The sequence below is a fragment of the Variovorax sp. PEI5 genome (genome assembly GCF_056679935.1).
The window spans coordinates 1,885,136-1,910,171 of record NZ_CM155257.1 but is presented as its reverse complement, the minus strand read 5'-3'; the positions used below and the strand labels follow the sequence as shown (position 1 = coordinate 1,910,171).

Sequence of the window (25,036 nt, the reverse complement as noted above, 5' to 3'; positions counted from 1 at the left end):
ATCCGCGGGTATTGAGGCGCTGCGCCGACAAGGCTTCGAGCCATTGAAAGCGTGCACTTCAACGCATTCGAGTGCCGGGCAGTCACCACCGTCAGCGCAATTCCATCATGATCCATGTTCCCGAAAATTGTTGGAAGTTCCGCAAAATCGTAAGAATTTAATATCAAATTCCTGGTCGAGGAGCCTTTGTGCGACGAGGCGGTTGATGACGAATGAATTTTTCAATTAGAATTTCGGCTTCACCCTCATCATTCCGACGGACATTCCGAATGGCATCCACACTCGAAGACATCAATTCCCAGATCCAGAAGAACGAAGAGCAGATCGCTCAATTGCGCAAGCAAGCTGACGAACTGCGCAATCGCGAGCGTGCCGGCGTGATCGACGACGTGCGCAAGAAAATCGCAGAATACGGTCTGACGGCAGCCGATTTGAAATTGTCAGGCGGACGCGCGAGCGCAGCCACTGGTGGCAAGCGGAGTGTGACTGCAGCGCCTGCCAAGGCCGCGGCCAAGTATCGCAGCGACAACGGCGAGACCTGGTCGGGTGGCCGGGGTCGCAAGCCGCGTTGGGTGACCGAAGCATTGGCCGCAGGCAAATCCCTGTCCGACTTCGAGATCAAGTAAGCACATCGAACCGATGCAAAAAAGCCCGCGTCTGCGGGCTTTTTCGATTTCGCGATCCGTACGACGTTGGCCTTGGGCCAAGACGGAATTCCTGCCGACGGGCATCAGCGGATCATCACGACCTTTCCCTTGACGCCTCTGGAGCCCATGTAAGCATACGCTTGCTTCAATTCCGCCATCGGCAGCGTCCGGTCAATGACCGGCTTGATCTTCCCGTCGAGATACCAGCGTGCCAATTGATCCAGCATGTCGGCATTCGCCTCGGGTTCGCGTCGGGCGAATTCTCCCCAGAAGACGCCGACCAGCGACGCCCCTTTGAGCAGCATCAAATTCAGAGGCAGTGCCGGTATCGCGCCGGCGGCAAAGCCGACCACCAAATAGCGACCACGCCAGCCGATCGAGCGAAAGGCCGGCTCGGCGAAATCGCCACCGATCGGATCGTAGATCAGGTCCGGGCCTTTTCCATCCGTCGCCGCCTTGATAGCGTCGCGAAACGCGGTGGGAGCCGGGTGAGTGGTGTAGTTGATGGTCAGGTCGGCACCGATCGATCGACACAGATCGCATTTCTCGTCGGTCGAGGCGGCCGCAATCACCCGGGCGCCAGCGGCCTTGGCAATTTGGATTGCCGCGGTGCCCACACCACCGGCGGCGCCCAGGATCAGTACTGTCTCGCCGGCCTGGAGCTGGCCCCGGTCCATGAGCGCATGCCAGGACGTACCGTAGGTCATGATGAAGGCTGCGGCGTCCACATGGCCGAGACCGTCCGGCAGCGGCATGCATTTGGATGCGGCCGCGACCACATGGGTCGCGAACCCACCCGTGCCTGTCAGGCACGCCACGTTCTGGCCGATCGAGAGATCCTCGACGCCCGCCCCCAGCTTGCGTACGACGCCTGCATATTCGGAACCGGGCACGAAGGGCAGTGGCGGCTTCATCTGATACTTGTTCTGGACGATCAGCAGATCCGGGAAATTCAGGCTCGCAGCCTGGATCTCGATCAGTACTTCGCCAGGTGCCGGTTCGGGCGTCGGCAACTCCTTCCAGACCAGCGCGTCGACGCCGGTGGGGTTCTCGCAAAGCCAGGCATGCATGCAATGTCTCCTTGGTCGGTCGCGGACAGGGCGCGAGCGCGCTGCATGATAGATGTGCCCCCAAAGGCGTCGTTGTCCCAGCCGTGACGTGGGGGCACCCTACAATTGAAAGCACATCCATCCGCCATGAAGATACTGATTTCCAACGACGACGGCTTCCAGGCCCCCGGCATCGTGGCGCTCCACCAAGCGCTCAAGGATGTGGCGGAAGTCGAGGTGATCGCACCCGAACTCAACAACAGCGCGAAGTCGAACGCGCTCACCCTGTCGGCACCGCTCTACGTGCATCAGGCGCACAACGGGTTCCGCTATGTGACCGGAACGCCCGCCGACTGTGTCCACATCGCATTGAAGGGCCTGCTCGACTACCGCCCGGATCTGGTGGTGTCGGGCATCAACAATGGCGCCAACATGGGTGACGACACCATCTACTCGGGCACCGTCGGCGCTGCCATGGAGGCCTATCTCTTCGGCGTCCCGGCCATTGCCTTCTCGCAGGTCGACAAGGGCTGGGCCCACATCGATGATGCCGCCCGTGTCGCGCGACGGCTGGTGCAGCAGATCGAACGCGAGCGGATGGTCGAAGGTCCGGCCTGGTTGCTCAATGTCAACATACCGAATCGTCCCTTCGACGATCTGCAACCCGTCAAGGTGTGCCGACTGGGACGCCGTCATGCATCGGAGCGCGTCATCGTCCAGGACAGCCCGCGGGGCGACAAGATGTATTGGATCGCCGGTGCGAGCGGGGCGCGGGACAGCGGCGAGGGAACGGATTTCCATGCGACCTCCCAAGGCCATGTGGCCATGACGCCATTGCAGGTGGATCTGACCGACCACGACAACCTCGGCCAGTGGCGCGAAACCCTGGTGCGTCTGCTCGGATGACCCGGCGGCCGGGCTTTCCAGTGCAGTTGGGGTCGACTTCGCCACTCGTTCCATCCATCACTGGCACGCGAGGCACCATGCCAGCCGGGCGCACGGGGTTCGCGCCCGAGACCGCGGCGTCGTCGGCCGCGATGCGTTCGCGCATGGTCCAGCGACTTGCCGCCCAGGGCATATCGGACCCGCGCGTGCTGCACGCGTTGACCCAGGTGGAACGACATCGTTTCGTCGACAGTGCCTTGTCCAGCCAGGCCTACGAGGACACCAGCCTGCCCATTGGATTCGGACAGACGATCTCGAAGCCCAATGTCGTGGGGCGCATGATCGAATTGTTGCTGGGTGCGCCGGCACTCGCCCATCAGCCCGATGCACGTCTGGGTCGCGTGCTCGAGATCGGAACCGGATGCGGCTATCAGGCAACGCTCCTGAGTCACGTTGCGAAGGAGGTCTACAGCATCGAGCGAGTGCGCGGCATGCATGAGCGCGCGCGCATCAATCTCCGGCCTTTCCGCCTTGCGACGGTGCACTTGTTGCTCGGCGACGGAATGCTCGGGTATGCCCGAGGGGCGCCCTATGCCGGCATCATCGCCGCTGCGAGTGGCGACGCGGTACCCGAGGCCTGGATCGACCAGCTGGCGCCCGGGGGGCGGATCGTGGCTCCCACACGCTCCTCCGGTGGACAGCAGGTGCTGGTCGTGATCGACCGCACTCACCTCGGGGTGCGGCGTCAGGCCCTGGAGGCGGTTCAGTTCGTCCCTCTAAAATCAGGGATCGCTTGAAGGGATGGAACACATGCAGGGTTTTGGTAACGGAAGTTGGCTCGCTGGCGTGACGCTGGGAGTGGCGCTGATGGTGGTGGGCTGTGCCGCCCCCAGCAGGCCCGCCGCTCCGGTGGAAGACCGCGGCACCATGGTGGGCGCGGCAGGCGCCTCCTCAGCTTCTGGCACGCCGATGTTGACGACCGATCCATATGGCAGACCCCTGCCTGGAATCGAGAACTATGGCAAGCCCGGCTACTACACGGTTCGTCCGGGAGACACCATCCGCCGCATCGGTGTCGAAACCGGTCAGACCTGGCAGAACCTGGTGCGCTGGAACAATCTGGAGCGTCCGGACATCATCGAGGTGGGGCAGGTCCTGCGGGTGATTCCGCCGGGTGCCAACCCGGTGGGAACCGCTGCCGCAGGCAGCAGCGTCGATCCGGCGACGGGCGTGGTGACTCGTCCCGTGGCGCCGCAAACCGCGATCGTGCCCGGTGCCAGTGCATCGAGCGCGGCGGCTGCCGTGCCTCCGTCCCGGTCGGCGCCCGCCGCGGGAGGCGACGAGGAGGTGGGGTGGATCTGGCCTGCACAGGGAGCCCTGATCGCCGGTTTCAGCGAGGTCAAGAACAAGGGTCTCGACATCGGTGGCAAAGCGGGCGATCCCGTGATCGCCGCAGCCGACGGCCGGGTCGTCTATGCCGGTGCCGGTCTGCGTGGATATGGCAATCTGATCATCCTCAAGCACAACAACACGTATCTCACGGCCTACGCGCACAACCAGACGCTGCTCGTGAAGGAAGACCAGTCCGTGCAGAAGGGTCAGAAGATCGCCGAGATGGGAAACAGCGATGCGGATCGAGTGAAGCTGCATTTCGAGATCCGCAAGCAGGGCAAACCTGTCGATCCCGCGCGCTATCTGCCGGCCCGTTGAACCCCGGGAGACCGCCACGACGGTCTCTCCGAGACCGGCCTGAGCGCCGGTCAAGAAATACATCGGTCATGACGGATTCCAAGAGAAGCAGAAAAAGCGCGCCACCCGCGTCCTTCGACGAATGGCTCGAGGTCGAGTCGCTCGATCTCGAGGCGCAAGGCGTGGCGCACAAGCCCGATGGCATGGTGGTATTCATCGAGGGCGCACTTCCGTTCGAAGAGGTGCAGATCGATGTGAATCGTGGCAAGAACAACTGGGAGCAGGGCACCGTCCGAACGATCCGGCGCGAGTCCTCCCAGCGCGTCCAGCCCGGCTGCCCTCATTTCGGTCTGCATCCTGGTGCCTGCGGCGGCTGCAAGATGCAGCACCTGGACGCCACCGCCCAGGTGGCCGTCAAACAGCGGGTACTCGAGGACAACCTCTGGCATCTCGGCAAGGTACGTGCTTCGACTTTGCTGCGTCCGCTCGAGGGACCGGCCTGGCACTATCGCTATCGCGCGCGCCTGTCGATGCGTTACGTGGCCAAGAAGGGGACGGTGCTGATCGGCTTCCATGAACGCAAGAGCCGCTATCTCGCGGACATGCAGGTCTGCCCGGTACTGCCGCAAGCCGTCAGTGCCATGTTGATGCCGTTGCGTGAGCTGATCGGCTCGCTCGACGCACGCGATACCTGCCCCCAGATCGAATTGGCATGTGGTGATGCGCCCTCGGAAACGGATACGGGTTCGCATGCGTCGGCACGACTCGGAAGCATCGCCCTGGTACTGCGCCACTTGGCACCCCTGTCGACGGCCGATGTCCGACGTCTGCGCGATTTCGCAGCGCGTCACGAAGGCGTGCAGTGGTGGCTGCAAGCCAAGGGCCCGGAGACAGTCAAGCTGCTCGACGAGGACTCGATGCCGCTGGTCTATGAGCTGCCGGAGTTCGGCATCACCATGCCGTTCAAGCCGACGGATTTCACCCAGGTCAATCCTCACATCAATCGCGTGCTGGTGAGCCGTGCGTTGCGTTTGCTCGACGTGAAACCGCATGAGCGCGTCATCGACTGGTTCTGCGGCCTGGGGAATTTCACCTTGCCGCTGGCATCGCGCGCACGGGAAGTGATGGGCATCGAAGGCAGCGACATGCTGGTTGCACGCGCAACGCAGAACTACGCCCGCAACCGACCTGCCATGCGGTCAGGTCGTTCGAACCGCGATGCCCTGGCACCGGTGAGCTTCGCAATGCGCAACCTGTTCGATATGACCTCCGACATGCTGGTCGCCGACGGCAAGGCCGACAAGTGGCTGGTCGATCCTCCTCGCGAGGGCGCCTTCGCCCTGGTCAAGGCGTTGGCCGATCTGCATCAGCAAAAACTCCAGTCCGGTATCGAAGCGTCCGTCGCCGAACCGTCCATGGAGATCTGGACAGCACCAAAACGCATCGTCTACGTCAGTTGCAATCCGTCGACCCTCGCACGCGATGCGGGCCTGCTGGTCCATCAAGCAGGCTATCGATGCACGTTTGCCGGAGTCGTGAACATGTTTCCTCATACGGCGCACGTCGAATCGATCGCCGTCTTCGATCTGGTGTCGGAGGTCGAACTGCCTGTCGACTCAGTGCGAGAAGGACTTCCCGCTCTCGTCTGAAGGTTTGGTGAACCGGAGCGGGCAACCAACATGCCGTGCGATGTCTTGTCGATGCTTCGAGCGGCGGCGCTCGCATGAGCGGCCGCGCGGCCATGCATCAATCGCGTTCGCCGCCGGCAATCCCAAGCAATGCCAGCAGACTCTGGAAGACATTGAAGAGATCGAGATAGAGCGCCAGCGTCGCGCTGATGTAGTTGGTCTCGCCACCATCGAGAATGCGCTTCAGGTCATAGAGCATGAAGGCGGAGAAGATGCCGATCGCCAGCACCGAGATCATCATGACTCCCGCCGTGGAGGCCACGAAGACATTGATGATGGCTCCCGCCATCAGTACCAGCGCCCCGACGAAGAGCCATTTGCCCAGGCCCGAAAGGTCGCGCTTGATGATGCTGGCCAGAGACGCCATGACGAAAAACACTCCAGCCGTGCCGCCGAAGGCCATCATGATGAGTTCCGAACCATTTTTGAAGCCCAGCACCATGGCGATCAGGCGGGACAGCATCAGACCCATGAAAAAGGTGAACGCGAGCAGCACGGGTACGCCCGTGGCGGAATTCTTGGTCTTCTCGATGGCGAACATGAAACCGAAGGCGCCTGCCATGAAGACCATGAGTCCCAGGCCTCCCGTGAGCGAGCGGGTGATGCCTGTCTGGATGCCGATCCAGGCACCCAGGACGGTCGGCAGCATGCTCAAGGCCAGCAACCAGTAGGTGTTGCGTAGAACCCGATGGCGCTGCTCCCCCAGGAGCGTGCTTCCTTGACCTGCAACGAGGTCTGGCGTGGTGAGGCGATCGTTCATGAGTGGACTCCTGAAAATACGACCATCGTGGTCAACCGGATCATTCTAGGACTTCGGGTGATCGACCAGCCAGAGGCTTTGGCAAGACGGCCGTATGGCTCGGCCACGTGCAGTGGACACGGTCGGGCCGGCGGTATGCTCGGCCGTCTTTCATCAATACTGCGATTTTCTACACCATGAAAACCAAGTCCTTTCTTGAACTGGCCGATGCCAGGCTCGTCGCCCAAGCAGCCGAGGCGGAGGCTCTCAAGCACCAATGGGCCGTGACGATCGCGATCGTCGACGACGGCGGCAACCTGTTGTGGCTTCAGCGGCTGGATGGAGCTGCCGCGATCTCCGCGCACATCGCGCCTGCAAAAGCACATGCTGCCGCCCTAGGCCGTCGGGAGACCAAGGGCTACGAAGACATGATCAACGGAGGCCGAACCGCATTTCTCTCGGCACCGGCAGTGAGTGGCCTCCTTGAAGGCGGTGTTCCCATCATCAAGGATGGTCATGTGATCGGCGCCGTGGGCGTCAGCGGTGTCAAGGCTTCGGAAGACGCGCAGGTCGCCAAGGCGGGTATTCTGGCTTTGGGTTTTGAATCCTAGAAGGCTCCGATCGGCGCTGCGAACGTTCCAAAGGCGTTCGGCAAACCACTATCGATGGCGTCCATGAGAATGAAAAAAACGCCGGATGGCATTGAAGCCATCCGGCGTTTTTCATTCAAGACATGTCTTGCAGAAGAGGGTGGGGGGAGAAAAAAGCTTGGCTGGTCGGTACAGAACCGGTGGCTAGCAAAAAACGACCCTCGGAGATGAATCTCCTGGAGTCGCCCCACGATGAAACTTGCGCAAGACGAGAAGTCGACGCCTCACTTGGTAAGGATCAGCTTGTTGAGTTTGGTGGTTCGAAGGAGGTAGAGAGAGCCGTTGTGCCGGATCTCGAGCGTCTTGCTGCCACGTAGCAGGTCCGTGCTCTCGATCGAGATGTCTCGACCCTGAACCTTGGCAGATGCAGCGCCGCCGCCGGCCGTCTGATCCACGGACGAATGCTTCAGAGCTGGAAAAGTGTTGTCGTAGGCGGCTTGCATAGGTGGGCTCCTTCAAGAGTTGTTATCTTAATGATAATTATTCTCAATCAGAAGTCAATGTTTTTCTAGGGGTCGATGGCAGGCTGCCGATGGCTTGTCTGTCAACGGCAGTCTCGACCGTACTCAGTTGGACGCATCAGGCTCGGTGATGAAGCCGATCTTGCGCACGCCGGCTCGACGCGCGGCCGACATGGCCTGGGCGACGCGCTCGTAGCGCACGGCCTTGTCACCGCGGATGTGGAGCTCTGGCTGGGGGTCCTTGGCAGCCTGTTCGGCGAGCAGAGGGGCCAGGGCGCTGTCCTCGATCCTGTTCTCGTTCCAGTAGTAGCTGCCGTCGGCAGCCACGGTGAAGAGGATGTTCTGCGGCTGGGCACGCTCGGGCTCGCTGGTGGCTTGGGGCAGCTCGATGTTCACGGCGTGCTTCATCACCGGCACGGTGATGATGAAGATGATCAGCAGCACCAGCATGACATCGACCAACGGCGTCATGTTGATTTCGTTCATCACCTCGTCGGCTTCGTCCTGGGTTCCGAAGGCCATGGCGCGTCAGCCCTTCTTGAGTGCGACGACGGTCGCATCAGTGGACTGCACGCGCGCTCCGGTGAGCAGGTAGGCGTGCAGGTCGTGGGCGAAGCTGTTGAGCTTGGTCAGGACGAACTTGTTGCCACGCACCAGCGCGTTGTAGCCCAGCACCGCCGGGATGGCCACGGCCAGACCCAGGGCGGTCATGATCAGGGCCTCGCCAATGGGACCGGCGACCTTGTCGATGGTGGCCTGGCCGGCCGAGCCGATGCTCATGAGGGCGTGGTAGATGCCCCAGACCGTGCCGAACAGGCCGATGAAGGGCGCGGTCGAGCCCACCGAGGCCAGGATGGCCAAGCCGGCCTGAAGCCGGGCGGTGAATTCGTCGATTCCGTTGCGCAGCGAGCGCGTGATCCAGTCGCTCACGTCGAGCGAGTCGTGCAGGTGGGCCTTGGTGTTGCGGTGGTGAGCAGCGGCCTCGCGGCCCTCCAGGGCGAGGGCTCGAAAGGGGTTGGTCTCGTCCGGGCCGAGCTTGTTGAGGGCGGTGGCGAAGTCCTCACTGTGCCAGAAGTCTTGCGAGTGGCGCGCCAAGCGCTTGTAGCGGATGACGTCGAACGCCTTCAGGATGATGACGATCCAGCTCGCGAGTGACATGCCCATGAGCAGCACGGCGACGAACTTGGTGACGAAGTCACCCTGACTCCATACGTTCATCAGACCAAATTGAGATTCCATAGGACTAGGCTCCAAAGAAGACAGGAAAAAGCGGCGGGAAGCAGGAAGGCGGGACAGGAATCAATTGAGCACCCAATTCACCGGCACGTTGAACTCCATGGGCTCGACCACGCCATTGCGCTTGCCCGGCACGTAGCGCCAGCTCATGACGGCGTTGCGTGCGGCCTCGTCGAGGCGTTCATAGCCACTGGACTGGTGGATGGTGGCACTACGAGGCAGGCCATCGACGCCGATGAGCACACGCACGACGGTCTTGCCCTGTTCGTTGAGCCGCCGGCTCATGGCCGGGTAGACCGGCTTGGGGTTGTTGAGGTAGTCGGCGTTGGACGAAGGCAGCGTGACGGCTGGCGGTGCAGGCGGGGCTGGCGGCGGTGCGGGGGGCACTGGTGGAGCAGGAGGTGCCGGCGGCGCGAGTGGCGGCGCGGGTGGCTGTGGCTCGACGACGCCGACGGGGGCAGTGGGCGCAGGCGCGGGCGTGCGCACGGCCACCGGTCGAGGCGGCGGCGGTGCCTTGGTGATCTGGGGTCGCGGCGCGGGCGGCGGTGGGGGCGGGGGCGGCGGTGGCGGATCCCGGGGGCGGGGTGGCTCGACGAACTCGCTCAGCAGCGTGACCGGGATCACCACCTCGGCCGCCTTGCGGATCAGGCCGCTCTGCAGCGCCCAAAGCGCGGCGACGTGGAACAGGACCACGCCACCGGTGATGACCGCCGTGCGCGACAGGCCGAAGGTCGTGGGAGCGGGACGAGAGAAGCGGTCGGACACGATTCACCAATAAGAGAACGGGATGCGTCGTAAGCAACGCACCTCCTGATAGCACAGACCGCGGATTACTTACGAAAGATCCACCATGTCGAGACGATGACCAGAATCAGGCTGCCAGTGAATGCCCAGATGATTTCCATGCCTTGCTCTCCTGAATGGACGTGGCGAGCTGGATGGACTTCACTCCGGTTTCACGATGAATGGCTGCCGTCGGATGGAGGGCGTTGCACTGGGCGACCACGTCACGTGCACACGATTCGCATCGGCCGCATTGCGTTGCCACACCGAGCTCGAACTGCACTTCATCGAAGCTCATGCCGGCGCGTGCATGGCGGGCGATCTCTCGGTCTGATACACGGCGGCAAACGCAGACGATCATGGCGTGTGAAAGCTTTGGCTGGCTGGTTGTCAAAACCCGATTATAAATACGAATTCTTCGCATTTGCAATATCTATTGGCCATGTGGGACTTTCACCCGGTCTTGTCGACAATCCAGACGAAGAAACGGGGCCGAAGCCCCGTCGTTCACGATTTCCACCCACATGATGCAGAGCGAATGTTGCAAGGAGCGCATGGGCCTGGACCCGGAGTTCCTCAAGAATATTCCGTGGCCGAACCCGAACCCAGTTTCCTCCAGCGACCAGCTGCGCATGAGCTCAGGCGATCGAGCATGCGGCTTGGTCGACCGGCATCCGATCGAATCACGGTTTCATGCAAGAGCATTCGTGCGCTTCGCGCTGGAATCGACGAACTCTTCGATGTCCCGAGCCTGCAGGTTGCAGGGCGGGAGATCGTGCGAGCTTGGCGACTTCCAGGGTTCGCCCTTGCTTCCGTCGGCCGCACGTGTCCGACCGGTTCGAGACCTCAGGCCTCGATCTCGCCCATCTGCGACTGGAGATAGTTCTGGAGGCCAACCTTGCCGAGAAGATCGATCTGCGTTTCGAGGAAGTCGATGTGCTCCTCGGTATCGTCCAGGATCTTCTGGAGCAGATCCCGGGAAACATAGTCGCGCACAGCCTCGCAGTGGGCCATGCCAGCCTTGATGGTCGCCTGAGCGCCATATTCGAGGCCGAGATCACAGGACAGAATCTCCGGGACGTCTTCACCCACGCTCAGCTTGCCCAGATCCTGAAGGTTCGGCAGACCATCGAGCATGAAGATCCGGTCCATCAACCAGTCGGCGTGCTTCATTTCACCGATGGATTCGGCATATTCCTTCTTGGCCAGCTTGTCAAAGCCCCAGTGCTTGAGCATCCGATAGTGCAGGAAGTACTGATTGATGGCAGTCAACTCGTTCTTGAGCTGGGCCTGCAGATGTTCGATGACTTGGGGGTCGCCCTTCATGATTCTTCCTTGCTTTTCTGAATTCCTTGATTGTGTGTGGCCGCTCATCCAGGAGCAAGCCAAGCCCTCTTGTCAGCGGTCTGCATGCGTGTAAGGGCGATAGGCGTTCGCATCTGGTAGATAGTTTTATTCTATTGATTCAGGGTAAACGATATGTACAATCGACTTCATCGTCACTTCATCAACTCATTGGATCATCTGAATGTCTGTCATCAATACCGCCATCAAGCCTTTCAAAGCCAGTGCCTACAAGAACGGCAAGTTCATCGAGGTGTCCGACACGGACGTCAAGAACAAGTGGGCCGTGTTCTTTTTCTATCCGGCCGACTTCACCTTCGTCTGCCCGACCGAGCTGGGCGACGTGGCCGACCATTACGCTGAATTCCAGAAGCTTGGCGTCGAAATCTATTCGGTGTCGACTGATACGCACTTCACCCACAAGGCGTGGCACGACTCGTCGGAAACCATCGGCAAGATCCAGTACACGATGATCGGTGACCCGACCGGCAACATCACCCGCAACTTCGAAGTCATGCGCGAAGCAGAGGGTCTGGCCGATCGCGGCACGTTCATCGTCGATCCGCAAGGCGTGATCCAGGCTCTCGAGATCACGGCCGAGGGCATCGGTCGCGATGCCACCGATCTGCTGCGCAAAGTCAAGGCTGCCCAGTACGTCGCTGCTCATCCGGGTGAAGTCTGCCCTGCCAAGTGGACGGAAGGCGCCGAGACGCTCAAGCCCTCGTTCGACCTGGTCGGCAAGATCTAAGCACGCTCCGACTCCCAAGCCCGGGTGCGTTGGCTCCCGGGCTTTTTCATTCCCCCCGCATTCATTCTTCCAGGAAGTGAGTTCGTCCATGCTCGACGCCGCCACCCAAGCCCAGCTGAAAAGCTATCTCGAACGCATCTCGCAGCCCATCGAGATCGTTGCTTCGCTCGACGACAGCAAGGCGTCGGCCGATGTCCGTTCGTTGCTGGCGGACATTGCGCAAGCCTCGACGCTGGTCAAGCTGACGGAGAGTCGGGACGACACGCAGCGCAAGCCTTCGTTTTCCATCAATCGGCCCAGCGAGAACCACGGCCCGCGTTTTGCCGGCCTGCCGATGGGTCATGAATTCACGTCGCTGGTGCTCGCACTGCTTCAGGTGGGCGGCTATCCACCCAAGGTCGATGCAGCCGTGCTCGAGCAGATCCGCGCGCTCGACGGTGATTTCGACTTCGAGATCTACGTTTCGTTGACCTGCCACAACTGTCCTGATGTGGTGCAGGCACTCAATGTGATGGCGGTGCAGAACCCCCGCATCCGCGCGACGATGATCGAGGGTGGCACCTTCCAGGACGAGATCAAGGAACGCCAGATCATGGCGGTTCCCACCGTGTTCCTCAACGGCACGGAGTTCGGCCAGGGTCGCATGACGCTGGAGGAGATCCTCGCCAAGATCGATACCAGCGGCGTCGAACGCGAAGCGAAGAAGATCAGCGCCAAGGCTCCGTTCGAAGTGTTGATCGTCGGCGGCGGACCTGCTGGCGCGGCAGCTGCGGTCTACGCGGCGCGCAAGGGCATCCGCACCGGCGTGGCATCGGAGCGTTTCGGCGGCCAAGTGCTGGACACCTTGGGCATCGAGAATTTCATTTCCATCAAGGAAACCGAAGGGCCGAAGTTCGCCCATGCGCTGGAGGAGCACGTCCGCCACTACGACGTGGACATCATGAATCTGCAGCGCGCTGCCGCCTTGGTGCCCGGCGACGATCACATCGAGATCAAGTTGGAGAGCGGTGCCTCCCTGAAGAGCCGGACGGTCATCATCTCCACCGGTGCGCGCTGGCGTACCGTCAATGTGCCCGGCGAACAGGAGTACAAGAACAAGGGGGTCGCTTACTGCCCGCATTGTGATGGCCCGCTGTTCAAGGGCAAGCGCGTGGCGGTGATCGGCGGCGGCAATTCGGGTGTCGAGGCGGCGATCGATCTCGCCGGCATCGTGGGACACGTGACCCTGATCGAATTCGACCAGCAGCTACGCGCCGACGCCGTGCTCCAGCGCAAGCTCAACAGCCTGTCCAACGTGACGGTGCATCTGAACGCGCAGACGACCGAGATCACCGGCGACGGCCAGAAGGTCGACGGCCTGGTCTACAAGGATCGCGTGTCGGGCGAAGTGCGCACGGTGGCGTTGGAGGGTGTCTTCGTGCAGATCGGTCTCGTGCCCAACACGGACTGGCTCAAGGGCACGCTCGAATTGTCCAAGCACGGTGAGATTCTGGTCGATGCCAAGGGGCAGACCTCGGTGCCCGGCGTGTTCGCCGCTGGCGATGCGACGACGGTGCCCTTCAAGCAGATCATCATCGCGGCGGGCGATGGTGCCAAGGCCGCGTTGAGCGCCTTCGACCACCTGATCCGGACGCCGGTGCCGGCACCGCAGGCCAGGGAAGAAGCAGCCGTCGCCTGAGTCTGGGAAGCCGGTCCTGCCGGGCTTCGACATCGAGCCACGACCAGGGCCTCAGGCCTTGGTCGTGGCTTTCTTCATTCAGTAGGTGAGGCGCTGCGGTTGCAGTTCCTGCAGGATGGTTGTGGCGATCTCCTCGATCGATTTGGTGGTGGTGCTCAACCAACGCACGCCGGCGCGTCGCATCATGGCTTCGGCCTCGCTGACCTCGTGACGGCAGTTCTCGATGCTCGCATAGCGCGAGTTGGGTCGGCGTTCATTGCGTATTTCGCTCAATCGCTCGGGCTGGATCGTCAACCCGAACATCTTCTTGCGATGAGGCAACAGGGCAGGGGGCAGTTGCCGACGGTCGAAATCCTCGGGGATCAGAGGATAGTTGGCGGCCTTGAGTCCATGCTGCATGGCCAGATAGAGAGACGTGGGCGTCTTGCCGCTGCGACTGACTCCCACCAGGATCACATCGGCACCCTGCAGGTCACGATTGCTCTGGCCGTCGTCATGCTGCAGGCTGAAGTCGATCGCGGCGATGCGGTCGTTGTACTCCTTGCTCTTGCTGACGTCGCTGAAGCGGCCGATGCGATGGTTCGACTTCATGGCCAGTTCGATCTCCAGCGGCCGCACGAAAGTACCGAACATGTCCAGCAGCATGCCCTTGCAGCCGGTTTCGATGACTTCGAGCACCTCCATGTTGGCCAAGGTGGTGAAGACGATCGGCCGCTGCCCTTCGATCTCCGCCGTGTGGTTGATCTGCCGGACCGCCTGATGCGCCTTGTCGACGGTATCGGTGAAAGGCAGCCGGATGTGACGCGGCTTGAATTCGAACTGCGCCAGAACGGCATTGCCGAAGGTCTCGGCCGTGATGCCGGTGCCATCCGAGACGAAGAAAACGGAACGAGTTGTCATATTCAGCAGCCTTGCCTTCCAGCGCCTTCGAGTGTGTCGCGCCTACAATCGAAAGCATTATCAGGATTTGGTCCGGCCTGGTCAGTTTTTCCGAAGCTGGTCCCATGCCCGACCGGATGCAAACAGTCCTGACGATCCCTGTTCCTCCATGTCTGCCGTTCCCGCACCCCCAACAACCACAACGATCGTGCAGTGCGTCCGGCATGGATTACCGTTTTCAACTTCTGGAGCTTTCCCATGTCTGCACTTTTCGAAGCGACCGCCCTGGTCGTACCGTTTGAAAACCTGAGGATGACCGACGTCGAGTCGGTCGGTGGCAAGAATGCCAGCCTCGGCGAGATGATTTCCCAACTGCCCCAAGGCGTGCGTGTGCCAACGGGTTTCGCCACCACGGCACATGCGTTCCGGCAGTTCCTGGCCCATGACGGCCTGGCCGATCGCATCAGCAAGCGTCTGGCCTCGCTGGATACAGAGGACGTACGTGCGTTGGCCATCGCCGGCGCCGAGATCCGGGGCATGGTCGAGGCCCAGCCATTTCCCGACGACCTGCAAAAAGCCATCGGCGATGCATTCGCCACGCTGAGCGCCGGCAACCCGGCGGCGTCTTTTGCCGTGCGCTCGTCGGCCACTGCCGAAGACCTGCCCGATGCCTCTTTCGCCGGCCAGCAGGAGACCTTCCTGAACGTCGTGGGCATCGAGGACGTCCTGCACAAGATGAAGGAAGTGTTCGCTTCGCTCTACAACGACCGCGCGATCAGCTACCGCGTCCACAAGGGATTCGCGCATGACGTCGTGGCTCTCTCGGCAGGTGTGCAGCGCATGGTGCGCTCGGATCTGGGAGCCGCCGGCGTCATGTTCACCATCGATACCGAATCGGGTTTCGAGGATGTGGTCTTCATCACCTCCAGCTACGGTCTGGGCGAGACGGTGGTGCAGGGTGCCGTCAATCCCGACGAGTTCTATGTCCACAAGCAGATGCTCAAGGCCGGCAATCGGGCGGTCATCCGTCGGAACCTGGGTTCCAAGCTGATCCAGATGGAGTTCGCGACGCCCGAGGAGAAGGCTGCCACCGGCAAGCTCGTCAAGACCACCGACGTCAAGTCCGAGCTGCGCAATCGCTATTCGCTTTCCGATGCGGATGTCGAACAACTCGCGAAGTACGCGTTGGTCATCGAGGAACATTACGGCCGTCCAATGGATATCGAGTGGGGCAAGGATGGCACCGATGGCCAACTCTACATCCTGCAGGCGCGTCCCGAGACGGTGAAGAGTCAGCAGCAGGGCAAGCCCGAACAACGCTACAAGCTGCTCGGGCGCGGCGCTGTGCTGGCCGAGGGCCGCGCGATCGGCCAGAAGATCGGAACCGGGCCTGTGCGTCTGGTCTACAACATCAGTGAAATGGACAAGGTGCAGGCCGGCGACGTGCTGGTCACCGACATGACCGACCCGAACTGGGAGCCGGTCATGAAGCGGGCCAGTGCCATCGTGACGAACCGTGGCGGACGCACCTGCCATGCCGCCATCATCGCGCGCGAACTCGGCATCCCGGCCGTGGTGGGCTGCGGCGATGCCACCGATCTGCTCAAGGAAGGCACGCTCGTCACCGTGAGCTGCGCCGAGGGCGATACGGGCTACATCTACGACGGCCTGCTCGAGACCGAAGTGACCGAGGTACAGCGCGGCGAGATGGCGCCGATCGATCTGAAGATCATGATGAACGTCGGCAATCCGCAGCTGGCCTTCGATTTCGCACAGCTGCCCAACCACGGTGTCGGTCTGGCGCGACTCGAATTCATCATCAACAACAACATCGGCGTGCATCCGAAGGCCATCCTCGACTATCCGAACGTCGACGCCGACCTGAAGAAAGCGGTCGAATCCGTTGCACGCGGCCATGCGTCACCGCGCGCCTTCTATGTCGACAAGGTGGCCGAAGGGATCGCCACCATCGCTGCGGCCTTCTGGCCGAAGCCGGTCATCGTTCGCCTGTCGGACTTCAAGTCCAACGAATATCGCAAGCTGATCGGTGGCAGCCGCTACGAGCCGGAAGAGGAAAACCCGATGCTCGGTTTCCGCGGCGCCGCGCGGTATGTGAGCGAGGAATTCCGCGAAGCATTCCTGATGGAGTGCGAGGCACTCAAGCGCGTGCGCAACGACATGGGCCTGACCAACGTGCAGATCATGGTGCCCTTCGTGCGCACCCTGAAGCAGGCCGAACGCGTCACCGGACTGCTGGCCGATCAGGGTCTCCAGCGGGGCGAGAACGAACTCAAGATCATCATGATGTGCGAGGTGCCGAGCAACGCCATCCTTGCCGACGAGTTCCTGGAGTTCTTCGATGGCTTCTCGATCGGATCGAACGACCTGACGCAGCTGACACTAGGACTCGATCGAGACTCCGGCCTCGAACTGCTGGCCGCCGACTTCGACGAGCGCGATCCGGCCGTGAAGGCCATGCTCAGCCGTGCGATCAAGGCATGCAAGTCGAAGGGCAAGTATGTCGGCATCTGCGGTCAGGGTCCGAGCGACCACCCCGACTTCGCGTTGTGGCTGGCCGACCAGGGCATCGAATCGATCTCCCTGAACCCGGACAGCGTGATCGACACCTGGCAGCAACTCGCGAAACGCTGAGTGCCGGGAGCGGCGCCGACGCGCTATAATCGTCGGCTTTGCCTTGCCACACCGCGCCCGACGCTGCGGGTGGCTTTAACCCTTCTGCGGAAGACCCACAAGGAGCGCCAATGCGTCACTACGAAATCATTTTGCTGATCCATCCGGATCAGAGCGAGCAGGTTCCGGCCATGCTGGAACGTTACAAGGGCCTGATCACGGCTGGCGGTGGCAAGGTCCATCGGGTGGAAGACTGGGGCCGTCGTCAGCTGGCCTACCAGATCAACAAGCTCAGCAAGGCTCACTACCTGTGCGTCAATATCGAGGCCGAGCAGGCCGTGATGGCCGAACTGGAGCATGCCTTCAAGTTCAACGATGCCGTCCTGCGCCATCTCACCGTCGTCAAGAAGAAGGCCGATACCGGACCGTCGTCGATGATGAAGACGGTCGAGCGCGAGGAAGCCCGCAAGGCTCAGCAGGCCGAGTACGCCGCTGCCAACAACAGCAATTGATGATGTGACAGGCGCGGTGACGCCCGTGGCGATCAATCAGCTGATGCTGACCGCCTCCGTCATCGAGCTTGGTGCCTTGCGCTTCACGCCTGCCGGTTTGCCGGCCATCGATCTCAGACTCGAGCATGCCTCGACCCTCGATGAAGCGGGAAAGTCCCGCCAGGTGAAAGCCGTCTTGAAAGCCATCGCTTTTGGCGCTGTGGCGGAAAGGCTTGCAGGGCAGACCATGGGCAGTCATTGGCGATTCCGCGGGTTCCTCGCGACCCCGGGCAATGCCAAGCATCCCGTGCTCCATATCCAGGATTTTCAGCAAGATTAATTTTCGAAGAGAGGTCCAGCAATGGCCACGTTCAAGAAATTCAACAAAGACAAGCGCCCGAAGCGCAACACCCAGTCGCTGCTGTTCAAGCGCAAGCGCTTCTGCCGTTTCACCGTCGCCGGCGTCGAGGAAATCGACTACAAGGACATCGACACCCTGCGCGACTTCATCGGTGAGAACGGCAAGATCATTCCCGCGCGTCTGACCGGCACGCGTGCGATCTATCAACGCCAGCTCAACACCGCGATCAAGCGTGCACGCTTCCTCGCGATGGTGCCGTACAGCGATCAGCATCGCGTCTAAGGAAAGGACCATCATGCAAGTCATTCTTTTGGACAAGGTCGTCAACCTCGGCTCGCTCGGCGAGATCGTCAAGGTCAAGGACGGCTACGCACGCAATTTCCTGATTCCGTCGGGCCGCGCACGCCGTGCGACCGAAGCCAACAAGGCCGAATTCGAAGCCAAGCGCGTCGAGCTCGAGAAGGCTGCCGCCGCCAAGCTGGCCGATTCGCAAGCCCAGGGCGAAAAGCTCGCTGGCACGAGCATCAAGATCACGCAGAAGGCCGGCGTCGACGGTCGTCTGTTCGGTTCCGTCACCAATCACGATGTGGCCGACGAGCTCAACAAGCAGGGCTACAAGGTCGTGAAGTCGCAGATCCGTCTGCCCAATGGCCCGATCAAGACCACAGGCGACAGCACGGTCAGCGTGTCCCTGCATACCGACGTGGTGGTGGACATCACCGTGACGGTCTACGGCGAAACCGCCTGATGCTCGATTCGACGTTGTTTTCCAACAGCGTCGAATCCTGAGGATCCGGAGCGCCATTTCTCCTTCTTCCTCCTCTGAAAGCCGCCTTCGGGCGGCTTTGTCTTTGGTGCTGCCTCGAAGGCTTATCCCCTGCTTTGCACCGCATAGCCACCGTTTATCCACAAAGTTATCCCGTGACGCTGGCGCATGCGGGCCGTAGCATCGACCACCGTTTCCCACCTGAGATTACATGTCCGCTGTCTTTTCCCACGCCGAGAACGATTCATCGAACGATCGCCAGGTCGCCCAGCTTCGCATTCCGCCGCATTCGATCGAGGCCGAGTCGAGCGTCCTGGGCGGGCTGCTGCTCGACAACGGCGCTTGGGACCGCATGGGCGATCTGCTGGTCGATGGCGACTTCTATCGTTTCGAGCACAAGTTGATCTATGCGGCCATCGGCACACTGATCAACGCATCGAAACCGGCCGACGTGATCACCGTCTTCGAGCAGTTGAAGAACCTTGGCAAGGCGGACGAGACCGGTGGACTGATCTACCTGAATTCGCTCGCCCAGTATGTGCCGAGTGCCAGCAACATCCGGCGCTATGCGGAGATCGTGCGTGAGCGCTCGATCCTGCGCAAGCTGGTCTCGGCGGCCGACGAGATCGCCACCAATGCCTTCAACACGCAGGGCAAGGCGGTCGACAAGATTCTCGACGAGGCCGAGCAGAAGATCTTCAACATCGGCGAGGAAGGCTCGCGGATGAAGCAGGGTTTCCAGGGCATGGATTCCCTGGTCGTCGATCTGCTCGACCGTGTCACCGAGATGGCGGACAACCCCAACGACATCACCGGCGTGCCGACGGGTTTCATCGATCTCGACCGCATGACCTCGGGCTTCCAGGCTGGAGACATGGTGGTGCTGGCGGCACGCCCGTCGATGGGCAAGACCGCGCTGGCCATCAACATCGCCGAGCACGTGGCCCTCAACGAGGGGCTGCCGGTGGCCGTGTTCTCGATGGAAATGGGAGCCTCTCAGCTCGCGGTGCGGATCGTCGGTTCGATCGGGCGCATCGACCAGACCCATCTGCGTACCGGCAAGCTGACCGACGAGGAGTGGCCGCGTCTGACCGAGGCGATCGAGAAACTGCGCAACATCTCGCTCCACATCGACGAGACGCCTGGCCTGACGACCAGCGAACTGCGCGCCAACGCCCGGCGTCTGTCGCGCACCTGCGGGCAACTCGGACTGATCGTGGTCGACTACCTTCAACTCATGAGCGTGTCGACCAGCATGAACGACGAGAACCGCGCCACGGCGGTGGGCGAGATCTCGCGCGGGCTCAAGATGCTGGCGAAGGAACTGAAATGTCCGGTGATCGCGCTGTCGCAGCTCAGCCGGGGCGTCGAGAGCCGCACCGACAAGCGCCCCATGATGAGCGATCTGCGGGAATCCGGCGCCATCGAGCAGGATGCCGACGTGATCATGTTCATCTATCGCGACGACTACTACAACAAGGACTCCAAGGAGCCCGGCGTCGCGGAAGTCATCATCAGCAAGCAGCGCAACGGCCCCACCGGGACGGTCAAGCTCGCCTTCCTGAAGCCCATCACCAAGTTCGAGAGCCTGGCGAGTGGCAGCTATGGCAGCGAGTACTGATCGCCACGGAGGCTGAGGATCGCTCGGCGCGTCGACGATAAAAAAAGCCCGCGATGCCAGGGGCACGCGGGCTTCGGTCCGGAACGGATCCGGACCACGGGACGACGGCGGCTACAGCACTTCGCTGGCGAAGTCGGCCAGTCGTGACCGTTCACCCCGCGCGAGCGTGATGTGCCCGCTGTGGGGCCAACCCTTGAACTTGTCGACGGCGAAGGTGAGACCCGACGAACCCTCGGTCAGATAGGGTGTGTCGATCTGCGCGAGGTTGCCCATGCAGATGATCTTGGTGCCGGGCCCTGCGCGCGTGATGAGGGTCTTCATCTGCTTGGGCGTGAGGTTCTGGGCCTCGTCGATGATCACGTACTTGTTGAGGAAAGTGCGTCCGCGCATGAAATTCATGCTCTTGATCTTGATGCGGCTGCGGATCAGCTCGTTGGTGGCGGCGCGTCCCCATTCGCCGGCGCCGCCTCCGTCGCCCTTGGCGAGGAACTCGAGGTTGTCGTCGAGCGCGCCCATCCAGGGACCCATCTTCTCTTCCTCGGTGCCTGGCAGGAAGCCGATGTCCTCTCCCACGCTCACGGTCGCGCGCGTCATGATGATCTCGGTGTAGCGCCGATCGTCGAGCACCTGGGTGAGGCCGGAGGCCAGTGCCATCAGCGTCTTGCCGGTGCCGGCCGTGCCGGCGAGGGTGACGAAATCGATGTCCGGGTCCATCAGCACGTTCATGGCGAAGTTCTGCTCCCGGTTCTTGGTCGCAACACCCCAGACGGCGTTCTTTGCCGAACCATAGTCCTTGAGCGTCTTGAGCACCGCGGTCTTGTCGCGGATCTCGGTCACGCGCGCATACATGCTCGGTTCGCCCGGCGCCTCGAAGAAGACGAACTGGTTGATGTGCAGGCTCGGCACGATCGGTCCGCTGATGCGGTAGAACGTGCTGCTGCCGCTCTGCCAGCTCTCCACCGTCTTGCTCTGCCTCGTCCAGAAGTCCGCAGGCAGTGCGAGTGAACCGGCATAGAGCAGATCACCGTCCTCGAGCGTCTTGTCGTTCTGGTAGTCGTCGGTCGCCAGGCCCAGGGCCCGTGCCTTGACACGCATGTTGATGTCCTTGGACACCAGGACCACGTCGCGCTTCGGATGGCCCGGGCGGTCCTCGGCATGCAACTCGCTCAAGGCCTGCACCACGCCCAGGATCTGGTTGTCGGCCTTGCCCTGGGGCAGGCTGGTGGGAAGCGAGTAATCCAGCGGAGAGGTCTGGAAGAACAACTTGCCGCCAGCCTCGCGATGACCGGTCGTGTCGAGCTTCAGGCCCTTGGCGATGTCCGCACCCTGCGCACCGGCGAGGGCGTCGAGCGTGCGGCTGGTCTGGCGCCCGTTGCGTGCGACCTCGGTCGTGCCCTTCTTGTGGCCGTCGAGTTCCTCCAGCACGATCATCGGCAGGAAGACGTCGTGCTCCTCGAAGCGGAACAGGCACATCGGGTCGTGCAGGAGCACATTGGTATCGAGCACGAAGAGCTTGGCCGGGCCGCTCTGGCGTGCCGTGCGTCGCGAGCGCGTGCCTTCCTGCGCCACCCGTTCGACGCGTGGGCGCGCCGATGGGGACGCGGGCACGGACGAGGGCATTGCCGATGGCGATGGCGATGGCGTCGGAGCGGTCGGCGACGGGTCGCGCGCGACGAGTTCGTCGGTCGGGATCGCCGACGCTTCCGTCGCCACCACCGTGCGGCTGCCACGTCTGCGGGACGTGCCGCGCGCACTAGAACGTTCCTGCGACTCGACGGTTTCCTGACCACGGGTCGGGACGTCGGACGAGACCACTTCCGTCGCCGCCTTCTCTTGCGGCGTGGCCATCGGGCGGGGCCGGGTCTCGACCTGCTGCGCCGGCTCGGCGCCACTCACATGGCCGAACGCGCGCGGCACGGCCGTCGTGACGGGACTGGTGGTCTTCTCGGGGTCGAGTCGACCGGACTGGGGGCGGTCGAGCAAGGCGAGATCCTGCGACGCATCGTCGCGGGCCGTGTCACCGATCCGCGTGCTGCCGCCGCGGCGCGAGGACTTGGAGGAGGAACGCACGGGTGCTTCGAGAACGTCCGGTGAAAGAAGGGCTGCGCGTTTCGTGGGTGCGGGAGGCAAGGGCATGTGGCGTTCTGCTCGCGAAGGGAAAGGGGCCAGAAAGCGAAAAAGCCGCCTGGAAACCAGCGCGGCTTTGTTCGGAGAATGCGGTCGAAGCGCTCAAAGGCATAGATTCATTATGCACATCGCGCTTGGCCCGCGTGAGGCGTGGGATCAGGCGGGTTTCTTCAATGCCTTGACAGCCTTGAGCACGTCGTCCACGTGGCCCGGAACCTTGAGACCACGCCATTCGGCCTTGAGGATGCCGTCGGCGCCGACCAGGAAGGTGCTGCGCTCGATGCCCTTGACCTTCTTGCCATACATGATCTTGTTCTTGACCACGCCGAACATGTGACACATCTTTTCCTCGGTGTCGGCGATGAGTTCGAAGGGCAGTTCGAGCTTGGCCTTGAACTCCTCATGCGACTTCATGTTGTCGCGCGACACGCCGAAGACGGTGGCACCGGCCTTGACGAAATCCTTGTAGCGGTCGCGGAACTGCATGGCCTCGGTGGTGCAGCCCGGCGTGTTGTCCTTGGGATAGAAGTACATCACCAGAACGTGCCCGAGATGCGAGGTGTTCGAAACCTTCAGGCCGCCGGTGGCGGTGGATTCGAATTCGGGAATGGGTTTGTTGACAACGATCGCCATGAAACTTGTTTTCTCCGTTGGGTTCCATCGCGGGCCGCGCCGTCGTGACGATGGGGGATTGGTCGTTGCTCACTTTGAGGGCGGATCGGGAAGGCGGATCGCCAAGTCGCAAGCCTGCGATTTTAACGCGAAATGGTTCTCAGATTCCACCCGGGGGATGCTCTATCAGAAGGGCCGCCAGCACGCGCCGTCCCTCGGCGGCCAGGATGTTGTAGGTACGGCAGGCCGCCGCCGTATCCATGGTTTCGACCCCCACGCGGCGTGCCATGAGGGGCTGCAGCCAGGAGGGGTGCGGGAAGCGCAGCCGAGTGCCGCTGCCGAAGATCACCATCTCCGCGTCGAGCGCCGCCAATGGAGCGAAATGCGCGGCGCCGAGGCTCTCGAAGCTCGTGCAGTCCCAGGCGAAACGTTCGCCGCCGGAGCCGACGACCATGCTGGTTTCGAGGCGTTCGTGATTGATCGCGATCCAGCCCGGGCCATAGGCGGTGATGGTCTGGACCTCGGATTTGTCGGGCTGGAGCTTCATGGGGGCAGGGTGGAACTGTGGTCAAATTATAGGTTTTCCCCTATGCAGGCGGCCCCCGGAGGGACTTTGAAGCAGCTCAAGAAATCGGCCAAGCTGGCCAACGTGCTCTACGACATCCGCGGCCCCATCATGGACGCCGCCAAGCAGATGGAGGAAGAGGGCCAGAAGATCATCAAGCTCAACATCGGCAACCTCGCCGTGTTCGGCTTCGATGCACCCGAGGAAGTCCAGCAGGACATGATCCGCAACCTGCCGGCCTCGGCGGGCTATTCGGACAGCAAGGGCATCTTCGCCGCGCGCAAGGCCGTGATGCACGAGACCCAGAAGCAGGGCATCGCGGGCGTGACGCTCGACGACATCTACCTGGGCAACGGTGCCAGCGAGTTGATCGCCATGTCCACCAACGCGCTGCTCGACGACGGCGACGAACTGCTGGTGCCGACGCCCGACTATCCGCTGTGGACCGCCTCGACCAGCCTGTCGGGCGGCCGTCCGGTGCACTACCTGTGCGACGAGGACAATGGCTGGATGCCCGACCTGGCCGACATCCGCGCCAAGATCACGCCGCGCACCAAGGGCATCGTCGTCATCAACCCCAACAACCCGACCGGTGCGCTGTATTCCGAAGGGCTGCTGCGCGGCATCATCGACATCGCGCGCGAGCATGGCCTGGTGATCTTCGCCGACGAGGTCTACGACAAGGTCCTCTACGACGGCGTGCGCCACACGGCCATCGCCAGCCTGTCGAACGACGTGCTGACGCTGACCTTCAATTCGCTGTCCAAGAGCTACCGCTCCTGCGGCTATCGCGCCGGCTGGATGGTGGTCTCGGGCGACAAGAAGCTGGCGGGTGACTACATCGAGGGGCTCAACATGCTCTCGAACATGCGCCTGTGCGCCAACGTGCCGGGCCAGTGGGCGATCCAGACCGCGCTGGGTGGCTACCAGAGCATCAAGGACCTGGTGGGCACCGGTGGGCGCCTGCGCCGCCAGCGCGACCTGGCCTACGAACTCATCACCGCGATCCCCGGCGTGACCTGCGTCAAGCCCGTGGCGGCGCTCTACATGTTCCCGAAGCTCGATCCCCGGGTCTATCCGATCGAGGACGACCGCCAGTTCTTCCTCGAACTGCTCAAGGAGACCAAGGTGATGCTGGTGCAGGGGACCGGCTTCAACTGGGCCACGCCCGACCACTTCCGCATCGTCTTCCTGCCGCACGAGGAAGACCTGCGCGAGGCCATCGGGCGCATCGCGAAGTTCCTCGAGCGCTATCGCAGCCGCCTGCGCACGACCGCCACGGTCTGACCCCTCCCGACGCCGCGGCCGCGCGCCTTCGCCTGCGATGCGCGAGCCGGAGCGTCCGGCAATCCGTTCCGTTCCGCCCGTTCCTTTGACATGACTGCT

The 25,036-nt window shown here is 62.2% G+C and carries 27 protein-coding genes; 15 read left to right on the top strand and 12 right to left on the bottom strand.

The annotated features are described in order from the left end of the window. The first annotated feature begins 269 nt into the window (after positions 1-269). Positions 270-626, top strand: a complete 357-nt coding sequence (locus AC1MLT_RS08810) for an H-NS histone family protein (protein ID WP_296306093.1) — start codon at positions 270-272, stop codon at positions 624-626. A 104-nt stretch (positions 627-730) separates the two neighbouring features. Here the strand turns inward: AC1MLT_RS08810 and AC1MLT_RS08805 are convergent, their stop codons facing one another. Beyond that, positions 731-1,717: an NADPH:quinone oxidoreductase family protein gene (locus AC1MLT_RS08805; RefSeq protein ID WP_296306094.1), complete on the bottom strand. Its 987-nt coding sequence runs from the start codon at positions 1,715-1,717 to the stop codon at positions 731-733. A gap of 126 nt (positions 1,718-1,843) precedes the next feature. Here AC1MLT_RS08805 and surE point away from each other — a divergent pair, with 126 nt between their 5' ends. The 4 genes from surE (at position 1,844) to rlmD (ending at position 5,919) form a co-directional block, all read left to right on the top strand. Further along, a complete protein-coding gene (surE, locus tag AC1MLT_RS08800) occupies positions 1,844-2,602 on the top strand; it encodes a 5'/3'-nucleotidase SurE (protein ID WP_296306095.1) in 759 nt (252 codons plus the stop codon). Beyond that, positions 2,599-3,378 carry a protein-L-isoaspartate(D-aspartate) O-methyltransferase gene (locus tag AC1MLT_RS08795; protein WP_481031930.1) on the top strand — a complete coding sequence of 260 codons (780 nt, stop codon included), beginning with the start codon at positions 2,599-2,601 and terminating at the stop codon, positions 3,376-3,378. Before surE ends, AC1MLT_RS08795 begins: the two co-directional genes overlap by 4 nt. Positions 3,379-3,391: 13 nt before the next feature. Further along, the gene (locus AC1MLT_RS08790) at positions 3,392-4,291 is read left to right on the top strand and encodes a peptidoglycan DD-metalloendopeptidase family protein (RefSeq protein ID WP_481031929.1); all 900 of its coding nucleotides are present in this window, start codon (positions 3,392-3,394) and stop codon (positions 4,289-4,291) included. A gap of 68 nt (positions 4,292-4,359) precedes the next feature. Beyond that, the gene (gene rlmD / locus AC1MLT_RS08785; protein WP_296306098.1) at positions 4,360-5,919 is read left to right on the top strand and encodes a 23S rRNA (uracil(1939)-C(5))-methyltransferase RlmD; all 1,560 of its coding nucleotides are present in this window, start codon (positions 4,360-4,362) and stop codon (positions 5,917-5,919) included. A 97-nt stretch (positions 5,920-6,016) separates the two neighbouring features. Here rlmD and AC1MLT_RS08780 read toward each other — a convergent pair whose 3' ends face one another. Continuing rightward, complete coding sequence (locus AC1MLT_RS08780; protein WP_296306099.1) at positions 6,017-6,718, bottom strand: Bax inhibitor-1/YccA family protein; 702 nt, start codon at positions 6,716-6,718, stop codon at positions 6,017-6,019. Positions 6,719-6,894: 176 nt separating this feature from the next. On the opposite strand from AC1MLT_RS08780, the gene AC1MLT_RS08775 reads away from it, so the two are divergent. Beyond that, positions 6,895-7,308, top strand: a complete 414-nt coding sequence (locus tag AC1MLT_RS08775) for a heme-binding protein (RefSeq protein ID WP_296306100.1) — start codon at positions 6,895-6,897, stop codon at positions 7,306-7,308. Between the two features lie 263 nt (positions 7,309-7,571). On the opposite strand, the gene hemP is transcribed toward AC1MLT_RS08775, so the two are convergent. The 6 genes from hemP to bfr all read right to left on the bottom strand — a co-directional run bounded on the left by hemP (position 7,572) and on the right by bfr (position 11,153). Then, positions 7,572-7,790, bottom strand: coding sequence for a hemin uptake protein HemP (gene hemP / locus AC1MLT_RS08770; protein WP_296306101.1), 219 nt, complete (start codon positions 7,788-7,790; stop codon positions 7,572-7,574). A 123-nt stretch (positions 7,791-7,913) separates the two neighbouring features. Beyond that, entirely contained in the window at positions 7,914-8,330 is a 417-nt protein-coding gene (locus AC1MLT_RS08765) for an ExbD/TolR family protein (RefSeq protein ID WP_296306102.1), read from the bottom strand. A gap of 6 nt (positions 8,331-8,336) precedes the next feature. Continuing rightward, entirely contained in the window at positions 8,337-9,047 is a 711-nt protein-coding gene (locus tag AC1MLT_RS08760; RefSeq protein WP_296306103.1) for a MotA/TolQ/ExbB proton channel family protein, read from the bottom strand. Positions 9,048-9,107: 60 nt separating this feature from the next. Beyond that, the gene (locus AC1MLT_RS08755) at positions 9,108-9,812 is read right to left on the bottom strand and encodes an energy transducer TonB (protein ID WP_481034950.1); all 705 of its coding nucleotides are present in this window, start codon (positions 9,810-9,812) and stop codon (positions 9,108-9,110) included. Positions 9,813-9,915: 103 nt separating this feature from the next. After that, the gene (locus AC1MLT_RS08750) at positions 9,916-10,188 is read right to left on the bottom strand and encodes a (2Fe-2S)-binding protein (protein WP_481031928.1); all 273 of its coding nucleotides are present in this window, start codon (positions 10,186-10,188) and stop codon (positions 9,916-9,918) included. Positions 10,189-10,673: 485 nt separating this feature from the next. Further along, positions 10,674-11,153 carry a bacterioferritin gene (bfr, locus tag AC1MLT_RS08745; RefSeq protein WP_296307798.1) on the bottom strand — a complete coding sequence of 160 codons (480 nt, stop codon included), beginning with the start codon at positions 11,151-11,153 and terminating at the stop codon, positions 10,674-10,676. 202 nt (positions 11,154-11,355) lie between these two features. On the opposite strand from bfr, the gene ahpC reads away from it, so the two are divergent. Further along, on the top strand, positions 11,356-11,919 hold the full coding sequence (gene ahpC / locus AC1MLT_RS08740; protein ID WP_296307800.1) for an alkyl hydroperoxide reductase subunit C: 564 nt from the start codon (positions 11,356-11,358) through the stop codon (positions 11,917-11,919). Between the two features lie 88 nt (positions 11,920-12,007). Next, positions 12,008-13,597: an alkyl hydroperoxide reductase subunit F gene (gene ahpF, locus AC1MLT_RS08735; RefSeq protein ID WP_296307802.1), complete on the top strand. Its 1,590-nt coding sequence runs from the start codon at positions 12,008-12,010 to the stop codon at positions 13,595-13,597. Positions 13,598-13,675: 78 nt separating this feature from the next. Here the strand turns inward: ahpF and ppsR are convergent, their stop codons facing one another. Then, positions 13,676-14,497 (bottom strand): posphoenolpyruvate synthetase regulatory kinase/phosphorylase PpsR, encoded by an 822-nt coding sequence (ppsR, locus tag AC1MLT_RS08730; protein ID WP_296307805.1) that lies wholly within the window; start codon positions 14,495-14,497, stop codon positions 13,676-13,678. A 237-nt stretch (positions 14,498-14,734) separates the two neighbouring features. Between ppsR and ppsA the strand changes: the two genes are divergently transcribed. The 6 genes from ppsA to dnaB all read left to right on the top strand — a co-directional run bounded on the left by ppsA (position 14,735) and on the right by dnaB (position 20,346). Further along, the gene (ppsA, locus tag AC1MLT_RS08725; protein WP_296307807.1) at positions 14,735-17,128 is read left to right on the top strand and encodes a phosphoenolpyruvate synthase; all 2,394 of its coding nucleotides are present in this window, start codon (positions 14,735-14,737) and stop codon (positions 17,126-17,128) included. A gap of 110 nt (positions 17,129-17,238) precedes the next feature. After that, on the top strand, positions 17,239-17,619 hold the full coding sequence (gene rpsF, locus AC1MLT_RS08720; RefSeq protein ID WP_296307809.1) for a 30S ribosomal protein S6: 381 nt from the start codon (positions 17,239-17,241) through the stop codon (positions 17,617-17,619). 43 nt (positions 17,620-17,662) lie between these two features. Continuing rightward, on the top strand, positions 17,663-17,938 hold the full coding sequence (priB, locus tag AC1MLT_RS08715) for a primosomal replication protein N (RefSeq protein ID WP_481034949.1): 276 nt from the start codon (positions 17,663-17,665) through the stop codon (positions 17,936-17,938). A gap of 21 nt (positions 17,939-17,959) precedes the next feature. After that, a complete protein-coding gene (gene rpsR, locus AC1MLT_RS08710; protein WP_286546009.1) occupies positions 17,960-18,241 on the top strand; it encodes a 30S ribosomal protein S18 in 282 nt (93 codons plus the stop codon). A 13-nt stretch (positions 18,242-18,254) separates the two neighbouring features. Further along, positions 18,255-18,707 (top strand): 50S ribosomal protein L9, encoded by a 453-nt coding sequence (gene rplI / locus AC1MLT_RS08705; protein ID WP_296307817.1) that lies wholly within the window; start codon positions 18,255-18,257, stop codon positions 18,705-18,707. A 229-nt stretch (positions 18,708-18,936) separates the two neighbouring features. Further along, positions 18,937-20,346, top strand: coding sequence for a replicative DNA helicase (gene dnaB / locus AC1MLT_RS08700; protein ID WP_296307819.1), 1,410 nt, complete (start codon positions 18,937-18,939; stop codon positions 20,344-20,346). A 111-nt stretch (positions 20,347-20,457) separates the two neighbouring features. Here dnaB and AC1MLT_RS08695 read toward each other — a convergent pair whose 3' ends face one another. The 3 genes from AC1MLT_RS08695 to AC1MLT_RS08685 all read right to left on the bottom strand — a co-directional run bounded on the left by AC1MLT_RS08695 (position 20,458) and on the right by AC1MLT_RS08685 (position 23,632). Beyond that, positions 20,458-22,482 (bottom strand): PhoH family protein, encoded by a 2,025-nt coding sequence (locus AC1MLT_RS08695; RefSeq protein ID WP_481031923.1) that lies wholly within the window; start codon positions 22,480-22,482, stop codon positions 20,458-20,460. A gap of 147 nt (positions 22,483-22,629) precedes the next feature. Then, the gene (locus AC1MLT_RS08690) at positions 22,630-23,106 is read right to left on the bottom strand and encodes a peroxiredoxin (RefSeq protein WP_296307823.1); all 477 of its coding nucleotides are present in this window, start codon (positions 23,104-23,106) and stop codon (positions 22,630-22,632) included. 139 nt (positions 23,107-23,245) lie between these two features. Beyond that, a complete protein-coding gene (locus tag AC1MLT_RS08685) occupies positions 23,246-23,632 on the bottom strand; it encodes an Mth938-like domain-containing protein (RefSeq protein WP_296307825.1) in 387 nt (128 codons plus the stop codon). A gap of 66 nt (positions 23,633-23,698) precedes the next feature. Between AC1MLT_RS08685 and AC1MLT_RS08680 the strand changes: the two genes are divergently transcribed. Next, positions 23,699-24,937 (top strand): pyridoxal phosphate-dependent aminotransferase, encoded by a 1,239-nt coding sequence (locus tag AC1MLT_RS08680; RefSeq protein WP_481031920.1) that lies wholly within the window; start codon positions 23,699-23,701, stop codon positions 24,935-24,937. Positions 24,938-25,036: the final 99 nt, after the last annotated feature.